Source organism: Microbulbifer maximicatervae (SeqCode) (assembly GCF_052467065.1).
Genome location: NZ_CP174299.1, coordinates 750442 through 763469 on the forward strand (window position 1 = coordinate 750442; position 13028 = coordinate 763469).

A 13028-nucleotide genomic window follows, 5' to 3' on the forward strand; every position below is an offset into this window, starting at 1 on the left:
TGTTATCTCCGAGTTACAGGATAGACCCGCCAGACGAGCTTCGACGCCATAAACCCGGCGCAGGCGTGACTTTCAGCCGAGCCCCTCAGCATATATAATCCGCGCTCCAGATTTTCAGTTATCTATTCATTCAGGACCAGCAATGAGCTTCGAAAAGATCCCGGCAGGTAAAGAACTGCCCAACGATATCAACGTAATCATCGAGATCCCTGCCAACCACGACCCGATCAAATACGAAGTGGACAAGGACTCTGACGCAGTATTTGTGGATCGTTTCGTTGCCACTCCGATGTTCTACCCAGCAAACTACGGCTATGTGCCCCAGACTCTGTCTGAAGACGGTGACCCCCTGGACGTGCTGGTTGTAGCGCCTTACCCGGTAATGGTTGGTTCTGTAATCCGCTCCCGCGTTGTGGGCGTTCTGAATATGACCGACGAATCCGGTGTTGACGCCAAACTGCTGGCCGTACCACACACCAAGCTGACCAAGCTGTACGATCACGTTGAAGAAATCAGCGACCTGCCCGAGCTGCTGATCAAGCAGATCGAGCACTACTTCGAAAACTACAAAGCCCTGGAAGCGGGCAAGTGGGTTAAAGTAGAAGGCTGGGCTGACGCCGAAGCTGCACGCAAAGAAGTTATGGCTTCCCGCGAGCGCTACCTGAAAGAAGAAGGCTAAGCCTCACTTCTTTCAGAAGACTCTGAGCAATAAAAAAACCGGCCTAGTGCCGGTTTTTTTATTGCCTGTTAGGAGAGACCCTGTCAGTTAACTTCCCAATTGGGAACAGGGACCGGAGACGGCTCCTCCCCCTTGCGCTCACTCTCATCCAGAAGCTGGCCTTCCGCTGCACGCAAACTGAGATGCTCTACCTCAACGCTGACCGGTTCCACCGACTTGCGTTCATGCTCCTTTACGAGGTTTCCCTCCATGGGTGCCAAGGTCCACTGCGGTTTGGCCGCAGCTTCCTCCTTGGGCTTGCTCTGCTCAGTAACAGCTGTTCCGCTTTCATCCTTAATGCTGACCTGTGCGCCTATTTTGGCCAGGTTTGCCTGAAACTGCTGTGCTTGGGGCAGAGACAAGCCTTTTTTCAGTACCAGCGGGCGCCCACTGAATAGTTTCTCTATCGCCTGGGGATTACTTTTAAACAGGCGCACCATACTGGCTTTTACATCACCAGCGGTAAAACCCGCCACCAAGTCACCGCGAAAAACCAAACTGTAGGTAGATTGCGACATCAATAATATTTCCCTGAGTTACTCTTCCGAATCCAGAGTCTGGTCCATGGTATAAGCCGGAGCCCCTTCAACACGCCCTCCTACCTGGCGGGCGGGAACACCGGCGACGGTTGTATGAGCGGGCACATCGTGCAAGACCAAGCTACCGGCGGCAATTTTGACGTCCTCTCCCACCTTAACCGGACCCAGTACTTTAGCACCGGCGCCAATCATCACTCCGGGGCCAATTTTCGGATGGCGATCGCCGCTGCCGCTGCCACTGCCGCCCAATGTCACCGAGTGGAGAATCGAGACATTGTCCTCAACCACACAGGTCTCCCCCACCACTAATCCAGTGGCGTGATCGATCATAATCCCGCAGCCAAATCGCGCTGCTGGGTGGATATCCACCGAGAACTGTTCCGATACCTGGCTCTGGAAATAGAGCGCCAAGGTATGGCGGCCTTGATTCCACAACCAGTGCGCTATCCGGTGGGATTGCAGGGCGTGAAAACCCTTAAAATACAGGAAAGGCGTCAGGTACTGGTCGCAAGCCGGGTCCCGGTCATACCAAGCGCAAATATCCTCGCCCATACAGCGGGAAATACTCGGGTCATTGGCCAGAGCCAGGGCAATCACTTCCTGAAGCGCGGTTGCCGTGAGGGCATTGTGCTCAAGCACCGAAGCCAAGTGATCAGCTATAGCATCATCCAAGGACTTGTGGCGCAAAATGGTATTGTGGAAATAACTTGCCAGGATAGGCTCACCGGCAGCTGCCTCTGAGGCTTCAGCCCGCATCGCCTGCCAGATATCCCGCTGGCCTTGAACGGCCGCTTCCTCACCCATAATTCATCTCCCTTATATTCCCCAGGGCACTCACTGCGGCGCAGCTTGGCAGGATCACTAGCCCCTTTCAAGAGGAAGCCTCCATCGCAAAGTAGCTTTCTTGCCACCCCCAATGAGGTGGTAATGAACTGTAACCAACCTATCTCAACAGGCCGCTATAGTTGCCCATTAAATGGGGGGTAGCAGTGATCCGGAACCCAGATATAGCGCGTATAGATGTCCTGAAGGTGCTCGCAAACCGCAGTGCCCAAGGATAGTTCTGACTCTTGCAGCAACTCGGACAGGCGTTCCACGCTGAGAAGTTCCTGAAGCTCTCGGGCCCTGGGGGCATAGCTCAGGTGCCAGCGTTCCGGTGCGACTCCGCCGCGATCCTCTGCGTAGGGTCGGAACAGCCCATAACTATTACCCGTGCTGATTTGGTTATCCAGCCAGCGATGGAAGGCGCCAAAAACTCCGTCGTCCGCCACCTCCTGGGGGGTGAGCTGGACTGCATAGTCAGCGGGGACCGCCGCCGCATCGATAATATCGAAATCGGTGCCCCAGTGGTGACGGGATGCTCCCGGCAATGCGGACCAGCGCAGAATGGCGAAGATCAGCTCCCGCTCGCTTAACTGTTCAATATCCAGGGGAGTACCGTGACTATCAAGAACCGGGCGGTGACCTTGTGCTTTGGCATTCCAAATCAACAGTTGTCGATCAAAGGCGCGAAAACCGGAAACGATTTTAGGGGCAAACCCCTCTTCACGGGCATTCCGGCTCAAGCGCTGGAAGGCGATCAGTGCTTCGGGATGTAAAAGCTGGTTAGAAGCTGGGTCGACAATGACATGCTCATCGCCGAGTCCAAACAACATACGCTTCAGCGGTGTCGATAACATTTGCATCTCATTATTAGGCGAACTCCAAAGGGCAGGCTAAATTATTCAACAGGCTATGCCTACTTTAACAGAGCGCAGACAGTCGCCCTTAACTATGACACCAAAGCAGGGGCACCAAAAGCAGGCGCGCCGCACAATAATCTGGCGGTAATGTTTGTTAGCCACCTGTTAATTTATGTTAAGTTCAAAGCCGCAGTCGAGGGGTTGGCTGCGACAACGGACGCTCAAACTGGTAGGGAAAACCGAATGCACCCGAGTCAATCAGAACTATTAAAACTAAAAAACCTGGGCCTGGCCTCGGTCAATATTCTCCACTCTATTGGCATTCGCTCCCACGATGACCTGCGCAGGGTTGGGCCTGTCGAGGCCTTTATCAGTATTCGCAACCGGGGGATTAACGCCTCCAAAGTAATGCTCTACGCTCTTCAGGGCGCCCTGATGGATGTGCACTGGAACGACCTGGAGCCGGAGCTGAAACAACACCTCACCAGCGAGGTCGACCGCCTCCTTGCCACCCAAAACTCTGACTAGTAATTCCCCTCAAGCACCACGGAAAGAGTCGCAGACACACGCACTCGACGGACTCGGCACAGCAGGCCAAGCTGTGCCGATCTACAGTAAGGCAAGTTGCGCCAACCCTATCTAAACTTACCGGTGGAGCCGCGGAATAATTCCGTAAAGACACTCACTCAAAGGAGAGATCCGATGTTGCGCATTGGGCTATTCCTGCTGACCAACCTTGCTGTCCTTGTATTGGTTGGCATTATTTTCAATATTTTTGGAATTGGGGGAATTCTTCAGGCAAACGGTGTCGATCTCAACCTCGGCGCCTTGTTGCTGATGTGCGCGATTTTTGGTTTTGGCGGGTCTTTTATTTCCCTGCTCTTATCGAAAACCATCGCACGGGTCAGTACCCGCACACAAATTATCGAGCAGCCCCGCAGTGCCGATGAACAGTGGTTGGTAGAAACCGTACGGGAACTCTCCCGCAAAGCAGGCATCGGTATGCCAGATGTGGGGATATTTCCAATGCCCCAGGCGAATGCCTTCGCCACAGGCTGGAATCGCAACAGCGCTCTGGTCTCTGTCAGTGCCGGTCTGTTGCAGCGCTTCAGCCGAGAGGAAGCCCGCGCCGTTATTGGCCATGAAATTGGTCACGTGGCCAATGGCGATATGGTGACGCTGGCACTAATCCAGGGCGTGGTAAATACCTTTGTGATGTTCCTTGCCCGCTTGGTTGGGTTCTTCGTAGACCGGGTTATCTTGCGCAACGAAGAGGGATTGGGCATCGGCTATTTTGTCACATCCATTGTTATGGACATCATATTCGGCTTCTTCGCCATGATGATTGTCGCCTGGTTCAGTCGCCGCCGTGAATATCGGGCCGACCATGCCGGCGCCACACTGGCCAGTCCTCAATCCATGATTGCCGCACTGCAACGGCTCAAGGTGGAGTCCGATCGCGGCCACGAGGAACCCCTACCCGGTAATATGAAAGCCTTCGGTATATTCGGTAGCATGGGAGCGCTTATGGCCACGCACCCACCACTGGATGATCGTATTCTCGCCCTGCAAAACTTCCGTAATTAGTGTCTAATTGGATAGATAAGTGATCAGAGCTGTAGTTTCAATTTCTCACAGAGCTGCCACTAAAACGTAGTTACTTTCTATGTGGACAGATGCAAAGTAAAAGCATTTATGCAAAGAAGTGTCCTGAAGTACATCCCACTACTCGTCGCCATATTTTTAATTGGGTGTTCTCCTTCATGGAGTGATGGCCCTTACGAGATTTATTGGATAGATGGCGAAAAAGCCCTTGGTTTTAATTTGGGTGACGATGCCTACATCCGCCGTATCGATAAGCCACATCATATCAGTGCAAACGAGATGTTCGTCTCAGTCTACGCTTGCCCTGAGGGTGCCTGCGCTTACTATTACATAGATCGACTTAAAGACCACAAATTTGCAGATTCTTCCGAGTTTGTTTTTGGCCCCTACACAGAAAAAACCTTTGTTCAATTGCAACAAAAGCTACGACTACCAAAACTGGAGCAACAATAAAAACATGAGAAAAGCATCAAGATTTATGCCTAAATACAAGCCTAAAAGGGCAAGTAAATTTACACTATTTGCTTTTCTAACAGCAGTGTTAGCTCTTCTTATTTACCATCCAATATACCTTTTAGCTTTAGTTGGCTTAGTATTATTGGCCATAATTTGGGGCTATCTCGAACAACCCAAAATTGATAGGCATTTCCAACATCTACGTGACAACCGCAAAGGTTTATCCATTTGTGAATTTGCCCGGGAGTTTGATTGCAAAATTGTAGATACATGGATTATTAGAGCGGTGTATGAGCAACTACAAGCGACACTTCCCACCAAACAACTGGTCCCAATTCAAACATCAGATGATTTCTTTAAGACCCTAAAACTGGATGAAGATGATCTCTATCTGGACTTATTTGAAGAGATCGCACAAAGAACCGGGCGAACCCTTGAGGACTATCAAAGCAATCCCTATTTTGGCAAGGTAACAACGGTCCGGAACCTGGTACTGTTTTTTAATCACCAGGCCCGTGGCGAGTCAACCTGACAGGCCGTAACAGGTTTTGTACTGTTCGACAAAACTAGCGCATATGTCATCATTAATCCCACCGCAGAAATTTCATTGCTCCAGCAGCAGTCGGCGACGCTCAGCCAAAGTGAGTTCCGATCCATAGCCCCCAACTTTAAATCTCGCCAGCAGCCCCCAATAAACAGCCAACACCGCATAACGATTGCAAACAAGATACACTTTTAAAACAGCAACAAACAAAAAGGAAGACGACAGTTACAGACGTCTCTTCCAATCCGGTAGTTCAAAGGGAGGATTGTATTAATGACTCTACTTAAAACTCTACGCGCCAGCTTAATCTCAGTCTTTTTGCTGCTTACCCCAGCAATATCTGCACAGGCGGAAACCTTTGCCACCGACGACGAACGCAACACCATGCAGGTGTTCAATTTTGCCAGTCCGTCGGTGGTCTATGTCACCAATGAAACCCTGGTGCGGGATCGCAGGACCCTGCGCCTCCACTCAGTGCCCAAAGGCGCCGGCAGCGGATTTATCTGGGACACTCAGGGCCATATTGTCACCAATTTCCACGTCATTGAGGGTGCGCGGCAAATCACTATTACTTTGCAGGATCGCAGCGAGTGGCCGGCCGAACTGGTGGGATCTGCGCCGGAAAAAGATCTGGCAGTTCTGAAAATTAACGCTCCCAGGGAGTTGCTAAAACCGCTGGTTGTGGGCACCTCCAGCAATCTCGCGGTAGGCCGTAAAGTACTGGCTATCGGCAACCCGTTCGGCCTGGATACCACTCTCACCACCGGGGTGGTCAGCGCTCTGGGGCGGGAAATTGAAGCCGCCAACAACCGCACCATTCGCAATGTTATCCAAACAGATGCGGCTATTAATCCAGGTAACTCCGGCGGCCCGTTGCTGGATTCCCAGGCGCGTTTAATCGGGGTCAATACCGCAATTTACAGCCCCAGTGGCGCCAGTGTCGGTATTGGCTTTGCGATTCCAGTGGATACGGTCAAAAAAATTGTGCCGGAACTGATCAATCACGGCCGCCTGGTGCGCCCGATTATTGGTATCGAATCCGCCCCGGACCAGTGGAGTAGCCGCTACGGCTTTGAAGGGGTCGCCGTATTGCGTACCGCTCCCGGGCTTCCCGCAGAGAAAGCCGGCTTGCGCGGTATCCACCGCACCCGGGGTGGAGGCTGGGAATTGGGCGATGTGATTGTAGAAATAGAACAGCAGCCGATTCGCAGCTACGACGATCTGCTCAATGCCCTGGAAAAACACAGAGCCGGTGACGAAATCACTATCGGCATACTGCGTGACGGGACAATTCGCTACACGTCCATTAGACTCGCGGCACCCGAATAAGCAGGCGCTTGCGCCCTGAACAAGAATTAGGCCGGGAGCCGAAAACCTATGCAGAAGTACTTCCTGTGTCGCTATGACGAATTAAGCGAAGGTCGATCCAAAGGGTTCTCCCTCGGAGACACTGCCGCCGGCACTGACAATGTGTTTGCTGTGATGAAAGATGGCGAGGTCTACGCCTACAAAAACACCTGCCCTCACCGGGGCATCAATCTGGACTGGCAGGAAGACCAGTTCCTCGATCCCGATGGCGCACTTATTCAGTGCGCCTCCCACGGCGCGCTATTCCTGATTGAATCTGGGGAGTGTATCGCCGGGCCCTGTACTGGTGATGCCCTTACGCCAGTACCGGTGGAATATGCGCAGGACGGTCTCTACGCATTACTGGCCGACTGACAGCCCCCTGCCTTTCCCTTACGGGAGAAAAGGCAGGGCCTCCACTAGCTCGACGCCTTCAGCACCGAGCCTCGCGCGGTATGCAAGCACTTGCACACCAGCATCAACAGCGGAATCCAGGGCCTCAGCATAAGCAGAGTCAATTTCCCGCGCCGCCTGCACCGTCTCGATACCGCTGTGTTGGACGCAGTAAAAAAGTACCGCCCGCACTCCGCTCTCAGCCAACTTTTGCAGTTCGCGCAGGTGCTTGGCGCCCCGGGTACTTACCGCATCGGGGAAGTAACCCCGTGCCCCATCTGCCAGGGTCACATTTTTCACTTCCACGTAGCAGTCCCCATCGGCGCCGGACAACAACAGATCGATACGGCTGTTTTCCTCGCCGTAGCGCACTTCCCTGCGCAGGGATTCATAGCCCTGTAACTCGCTGACTACGCCGGACAGAATGGCCTCTTCAACCAAAGCATTGGCGCGGCCTGTGTTCACCCCCGCCAGGGCTCCATCCGGGGTCGTACAGATTTCCAGAGTGTGGCGATACTTGCGCTTGGGGTTGCCAGAATCGGAGTACCAGCAGTCTCCCCCCTCCACCCAACAATTCTTCATAGACCCCGTATTTGGGCAGTGGATGGTAAACACTTCGCCACTGGCAGATTCCACATCGGCGAGAAAGCGCTTGTATCGGCGCAAAAGTGTTGCCTTTTGCAACGGAGGGGTAAATTTCACGGGCTGGACCACTTGGCTGTAATTTCAGGCGCCACAAAATAGCAGACAACTATTTGTGGCGCGAATCGCGCAGATTTGATAGCTTCCTCGCTCTCGGTCGCCAGGGGTATCGGTACCGAGAACAGGATTAGCCTGACACCACAGTGAATTTGATAGGTGAAAAAAGCATCACTTAGAAAGATTCCGGTCTAGGCTAGATTGAATTTGGTGGTATCGCCCCCATAAAGGGGGGCCCGTATAGAAAGAGAGGCAACGACTATGCCCAAAACTGCTGCGAGCACCGAATCTCTGCACGGCTTTGAGCCCTACAAGGAGACGCAGGGCGAAGAGTACATGAATGAGAAGCAGCAGGAGCATTTCCGCAACTTGCTGTTGGCCTGGAAGGCCGAGCTGATGGCGGAAGTGGACCGCACCGTTTCCCACATGAAAGACGAGGCCGCAAACTTCCCCGATCCCGCAGACCGCGCCAGCCAGGAAGAAGAATTTAGCCTGGAATTGCGCACCCGCGATCGCGAGCGCAAGCTGATCAAGAAGATCGATGCCACCCTGGAGCTTATCGACCAGGATGACTACGGTTTCTGCGAAGCCTGTGGTGTTGATATCGGCATTCGCCGCCTGGAAGCCCGTCCAACCGCCACTCTGTGCGTGGACTGCAAAACCCTCGCGGAAATCAAGGAACGGCAGATCTCCGGCTGATCCACAACCGATAGCGGCACGGCGTTCGCTTGCGATCGCCCTGCTCGGAGGGGGCGATCAATGTATCGCCCCTATTCATTTTGAACAGCACAACTCCCTATATTGGTCGCTTCGCACCCTCCCCGAGTGGACCGCTCCACTTCGGCTCACTGGTGTGCGCCGTCGGCAGCTACCTCGACGCTCTCGCCCATGGCGGACACTGGCTCCTGCGCATGGAAGACCTCGACCCTCCCCGGGAAGAGCCCGGCGCGGCAACCCGCATTCTGAAATCCCTGGAAGCCCACGGACTGCACTGGCACGGCCCCGTCGAATGGCAGAGCAAGCGCTACGCACTCTACGAGGAAACCCTGTCCACACTTCGCCAACGGCAACTTATTTACCCCTGCGACTGCTCACGCAGCCAGATTAAGAAAAATGGTGGACATGCGAACGACTTCTGTCGCCTTAAATACGATGTGAGCGAACCCTCAGCGCTGCGATTGCAATGCGCAGGCGGCGAGGAAGGCTTTGTGGATATTTGGCACGGAGAGCAGCGGCAGCTAATCCGCGAAGACACCATTCTCAAGCGCCGCGACGGCCTCTATGCCTACCAACTGGCAGTCGTTGTCGACGATATCGATCAACAGATCAACCAGGTGGTGCGCGGCTCAGACCTATTGGATACCACCGGTGCACAACAGCGCTTGTATAAAATCCTCGGCGCCACCCCGCCCCAGTTCGGCCATCTGCCGCTGGTGATGGGCCCTGACGACAGGCAAAAACTCAGCAAACAAAATCACGCGCCGGCTATCGACGACAACATGGCTTCCGATAACCTCTGTAAGGCTTTACAGTTCCTCGGCTTCAAACTGCCAAACACTGCCCTAACAGAATCCCCCGAGCATATTCTCAAGTGGGCTACCGCGCGCTGGCGCCGCCATCAGATAGATATGCGCAACCGCCAATTGCACTGATTCCAAGCTGCACTTACCATTTCCGCGCCAGCCGCCCTTAGGGGTCCGGCTGATAACCCGCGTTGACGATTACACAGGGATGACTTCTCACCGGTACAGTGCGCGGGCAACAAATTTCTCTAGCGGGTTTTCAAGGCGATCTATGAGTAACCGCACACTATTAATTCTGCTGGTGCTGGTGGGTTATGTATTCTCCCCCACCATCTTTACCTGGATGATCAATCCCGTCGGCGCCTGGTACCGGCCTTTTATCCTCTGGTTCGTGCTGATCCTACTGGCGATTTTTATCCAGTGGAGGCGCAAATCGAATGAGCTTTGATATTGCCCACATTGCCCTGGTGGGAGTGGCCTATATCGCCACCCTGTTTTTTGTCGCCTTCGCCACCTCCAAGGGCTGGCTGCCTTCCCGCTGGGTGCGCCACCCGCTGGTTTATGTGCTCTCCCTGGGCGTATCGTTATCGGCCTGGACTTTCTACGGTATCGTCGACCTGGCCTGGCAATATGGTTACGGGGTGCTCGCCTACTATCTGGGCACTGGCGCCATGTTCCTATTTGCGCCAGTAGCCCTGGAGCCACTGGCGCGCCTGGCACAGCGCTACCAGCTGTACTCCCCGGCAGATCTTCTGGTGTTCCGCTATCACAGCCGCCAGGCGGGGACTCTCGCCACCCTGTTTATGCTGTTGGCGCTGCTCCCCCTGATCGCCCTGCAAATCCAGGCGGTATCCGAGACCCTGGCCCTTTTGTCGCGGGATAGTGTGGCTGCCCTGGCACTGCCGGACAGCGGTGTATCGAGCAAAAATTTAATCGCATTTTTCTACTGCGTGCTGCTGGCAGTATTCACCAGTATGTACGGCGCTACCCGCGAGCGTGGCGAGGGCCTGGCCAGTGCCATGGCCCTGGAGTCCCTGGTAAAACTAGTGGCTCTCACCGCTGTGGGCGGCTATGCCATTTACGGCGTCTTCGGTGGGTTTTCCGGCCTGGATGAGTGGCTGCTGGAGAACCCCGATATGCACCAGCTGCTCTACACCCCCATCAAGCAGGGCTCATCCCACACCCTGCTGCTGGTGTTTATCGCCACTGCCGTGGCTATGCCACATATTTTTTACCTGAGTATTGCCGAGCGCCCCACCGGACAGGCAATGCGCACCGCCAGCTGGGGCTTCCCCCTGTTCCTGCTGCTGATGGCCCTGCCCATCTTCCCCATCATGTGGGCGGGCTTTGCCCTGGATGTGGCCGGCCCGGTGCAGTACTTCTCGCTGGCGGTACCCCGCGCCAGTGGCTCGGCACTGCTCACCACCCTGGCCTTTATCGGCGGCCTGTCAGCAGCCACTGGCGCGCTGATCATGATCACCCTGGCCCTCGCCACCATGGTGATGAACCACTGGCTGCTGCCCGGCACCCGCTGGCATTCTGAGGACAATATGTACCGGCAGCTGGTGTGGCTGCGCCGCGCGCTGATCGCCGCTCTATTTATTGCCGGCTTTGCCTTTTACCTGTTACTCAACAACCGACTCTCCCTGTCGGATCTGGCCCTGCTGGCATTTATCGGATCACTCCAGTTCCTGCCTGGGATTTTTGCTGTAATCCACTGGCCGCGAGGCAATCGACGCGGATTTGTCGGTGGTCTGCTGGCGGGCATGTTACTTTGGGGGGGCGGCCTGTTAATTCCGTCAATTTTTGGGATTACCGGCATCACCCTGCCCGGCACTTCCCTCCAAATTCCCTTGGGAATGTCTATCTGGACACAGATCACCACCCTGTCACTGGGGGTCAATGTCCTGTTATTTGTCAGTCTGTCTCTATTCACCCGCACCAGCAGCCTGGAGCAATACGCCGCTGACCTGTGTAGCGACGACACCATCGCCCAGGCTCTACGCCTGGGACTGGATGTGGAATCCGCCGCAGATTTTCGCCTGCGCTTGGCTGAAAGCCTCGGGGCCGCTACGGCGAATAAAGAAGTTAAACGCGCCCTCGCCGCCCTCAATCTGCCGGACAACGAGCGCCGCCCCTACGCCCTGCGCCAACTGCGCAACAAGCTGGAGTCCAATCTTTCCGGCCTGCTCGGGCGGGTTCTGGCGGTGCAAATTATTGATCGACACTTCCCATTCCAGAACAGCGACCAGCCGGCAAACAAGGACATCCACCTGATCGAGACCCGATTGGGTCGTTATAAGCATCAGCTCACCGGCCTGGCCGCAGAACTCAATAACCTGCGTCTGTATCACCGCCAAATGCTGGAAGAGCTGCCGATGGCCGCTTGCTCCCTGGGGCGCGACGGAGAAGTCCTGCTGTGGAACTACGCCATGCAGGACCTCACCGGTATCAGTGCCAGCGAGGTAATCGGCTCGAAATTGGAATACTTGGCAGAACCCTGGCGCAGCCTGCTGGGGGAATTTGCCCTATCCACCGATGCCAGCCGCTTTAAGCAACAGGTGAGCCTCGACGGCAATAGCCACTGGCTCAACCTGCACAAGGCGCGGCAAAAACGCAGCCGCAGCGACCGCTCCCGCGACGAGCGCGGCGATGCACAAATGTTGTTGCTGGAGGACATTACCGAAACACAGGTCTTGGAACAGGAACTTATCCACAGCGAGCGCCTGGCCTCTGTGGGTCGCCTGGCCGCCGGCGTAGCCCACGAAGTGGGTAACCCGGTAACGGGAATCGCCTGCCTGGCGCAAAACCTCCAGTACGACTGTGACAATCCGGAAGTCCTGGAAACCGCCGACCAGATCTTAAGCCAGACCCAGCGTATTAGCCGTATCGTCCACTCCCTGGTCAACTTCTCTCACAGCGGCAACCAGGAAGACAGCGAGCGGGCCCCAGTGGACCTCTATGCCTGTGTACAGGAGGCGGTCAACCTGCTGTCCCTGCAACGGGATAAGACCGAGGTCCAGTTTGAGAACCGGGTACCTGAAGACTTGATCGCCCCGGGAGACAACCAGCGCCTGATCCAGGTATTTATCAACCTGCTCAGCAATGCCCGCGATGCCAGCCCCGATGGCGGCCAGATTGTAATCGAGGGCTATCGCAAGAGCGGCAGCGCCTGTGTCTCTGTCACCGACAGCGGACCGGGAATTTCAGCTCAGCATCGTGAACGGATTCTGGAGCCCTTCTTCACAACGAAAGAGCCCGGCGAGGGTACAGGACTGGGCCTGGCAATGGTTTACAGCATTGTCGAGGAGCACGGCGGCCAGCTGGAATTGGTCAGTCCGGCCAACCCAGAAACCGGGACTGGCGCCCGATTTATTGTGCAGATCCCCCTGGGAGACTGAGGTGGCTGGACAACCATATCGATCATTATTTATGCAAAAACAACCCGATTAACCGTTTTTGAGTTGCATCGAAACGGCGCCCGGGTAAAACTAGGCGCTTACTGAGCATTTTGTAACCAGG

Annotated in this window: 15 protein-coding genes; 11 read left to right on the plus strand and 4 right to left on the minus strand. The window is 55.0% G+C overall.

Features of this window, described 5'->3' with window-relative positions:
- Nucleotides 1-142 precede the first annotated feature (142 nt).
- Nucleotides 143-679 carry an inorganic diphosphatase gene (ppa, locus tag ACJJI1_RS03445; RefSeq protein WP_282931443.1) on the plus strand — a complete coding sequence of 179 codons (537 nt, stop codon included), beginning with the start codon at nucleotides 143-145 and terminating at the stop codon, nucleotides 677-679.
- Between the two features lie 83 nt (nucleotides 680-762).
- On the opposite strand, the gene ACJJI1_RS03450 is transcribed toward ppa, so the two are convergent.
- From ACJJI1_RS03450 to ACJJI1_RS03460, 3 genes are all read right to left on the minus strand, one after another.
- Nucleotides 763-1236, minus strand: coding sequence for a hypothetical protein (locus ACJJI1_RS03450; RefSeq protein ID WP_413663166.1), 474 nt, complete (start codon nucleotides 1234-1236; stop codon nucleotides 763-765).
- Nucleotides 1237-1254: 18 nt separating this feature from the next.
- Nucleotides 1255-2061 carry a serine O-acetyltransferase gene (cysE, locus tag ACJJI1_RS03455; protein ID WP_444925793.1) on the minus strand — a complete coding sequence of 269 codons (807 nt, stop codon included), beginning with the start codon at nucleotides 2059-2061 and terminating at the stop codon, nucleotides 1255-1257.
- A gap of 155 nt (nucleotides 2062-2216) precedes the next feature.
- Entirely contained in the window at nucleotides 2217-2936 is a 720-nt protein-coding gene (locus ACJJI1_RS03460; RefSeq protein ID WP_444958551.1) for a M15 family metallopeptidase, read from the minus strand.
- Between the two features lie 246 nt (nucleotides 2937-3182).
- Here ACJJI1_RS03460 and ACJJI1_RS03465 point away from each other — a divergent pair, with 246 nt between their 5' ends.
- The 6 genes from ACJJI1_RS03465 to ACJJI1_RS03490 all read left to right on the plus strand — a co-directional run bounded on the left by ACJJI1_RS03465 (nucleotide 3183) and on the right by ACJJI1_RS03490 (nucleotide 7266).
- Nucleotides 3183-3467, plus strand: coding sequence for a TfoX/Sxy family protein (locus tag ACJJI1_RS03465; RefSeq protein ID WP_108735343.1), 285 nt, complete (start codon nucleotides 3183-3185; stop codon nucleotides 3465-3467).
- 174 nt (nucleotides 3468-3641) lie between these two features.
- Nucleotides 3642-4526 carry a protease HtpX gene (gene htpX / locus ACJJI1_RS03470; protein ID WP_282931439.1) on the plus strand — a complete coding sequence of 295 codons (885 nt, stop codon included), beginning with the start codon at nucleotides 3642-3644 and terminating at the stop codon, nucleotides 4524-4526.
- 108 nt (nucleotides 4527-4634) lie between these two features.
- Nucleotides 4635-4997 (plus strand): hypothetical protein, encoded by a 363-nt coding sequence (locus ACJJI1_RS03475; protein WP_444958552.1) that lies wholly within the window; start codon nucleotides 4635-4637, stop codon nucleotides 4995-4997.
- 4 nt (nucleotides 4998-5001) lie between these two features.
- Nucleotides 5002-5532, plus strand: coding sequence for a hypothetical protein (locus ACJJI1_RS03480; RefSeq protein WP_444958553.1), 531 nt, complete (start codon nucleotides 5002-5004; stop codon nucleotides 5530-5532).
- Nucleotides 5533-5817: 285 nt separating this feature from the next.
- Nucleotides 5818-6873 (plus strand): S1C family serine protease, encoded by a 1056-nt coding sequence (locus tag ACJJI1_RS03485; protein ID WP_444958554.1) that lies wholly within the window; start codon nucleotides 5818-5820, stop codon nucleotides 6871-6873.
- A gap of 48 nt (nucleotides 6874-6921) precedes the next feature.
- A complete protein-coding gene (locus tag ACJJI1_RS03490; RefSeq protein WP_444896214.1) occupies nucleotides 6922-7266 on the plus strand; it encodes a Rieske (2Fe-2S) protein in 345 nt (114 codons plus the stop codon).
- Nucleotides 7267-7284: 18 nt separating this feature from the next.
- Here ACJJI1_RS03490 and sfsA read toward each other — a convergent pair whose 3' ends face one another.
- Entirely contained in the window at nucleotides 7285-7986 is a 702-nt protein-coding gene (gene sfsA, locus ACJJI1_RS03495) for a DNA/RNA nuclease SfsA (RefSeq protein ID WP_444958555.1), read from the minus strand.
- 258 nt (nucleotides 7987-8244) lie between these two features.
- Between sfsA and dksA the strand changes: the two genes are divergently transcribed.
- The 4 genes from dksA to ACJJI1_RS03515 all read left to right on the plus strand — a co-directional run bounded on the left by dksA (nucleotide 8245) and on the right by ACJJI1_RS03515 (nucleotide 12907).
- Entirely contained in the window at nucleotides 8245-8682 is a 438-nt protein-coding gene (dksA, locus tag ACJJI1_RS03500) for an RNA polymerase-binding protein DksA (protein ID WP_108734345.1), read from the plus strand.
- Between the two features lie 29 nt (nucleotides 8683-8711).
- Nucleotides 8712-9635 carry a tRNA glutamyl-Q(34) synthetase GluQRS gene (gene gluQRS / locus ACJJI1_RS03505; RefSeq protein ID WP_444958556.1) on the plus strand — a complete coding sequence of 308 codons (924 nt, stop codon included), beginning with the start codon at nucleotides 8712-8714 and terminating at the stop codon, nucleotides 9633-9635.
- 142 nt (nucleotides 9636-9777) lie between these two features.
- Entirely contained in the window at nucleotides 9778-9954 is a 177-nt protein-coding gene (locus ACJJI1_RS03510; protein WP_169337099.1) for a hypothetical protein, read from the plus strand.
- Nucleotides 9944-12907 carry an ATP-binding protein gene (locus ACJJI1_RS03515; protein ID WP_444958557.1) on the plus strand — a complete coding sequence of 988 codons (2964 nt, stop codon included), beginning with the start codon at nucleotides 9944-9946 and terminating at the stop codon, nucleotides 12905-12907. Before ACJJI1_RS03510 ends, ACJJI1_RS03515 begins: the two co-directional genes overlap by 11 nt.
- The last annotated feature ends 121 nt before the right edge of the window (nucleotides 12908-13028 follow it).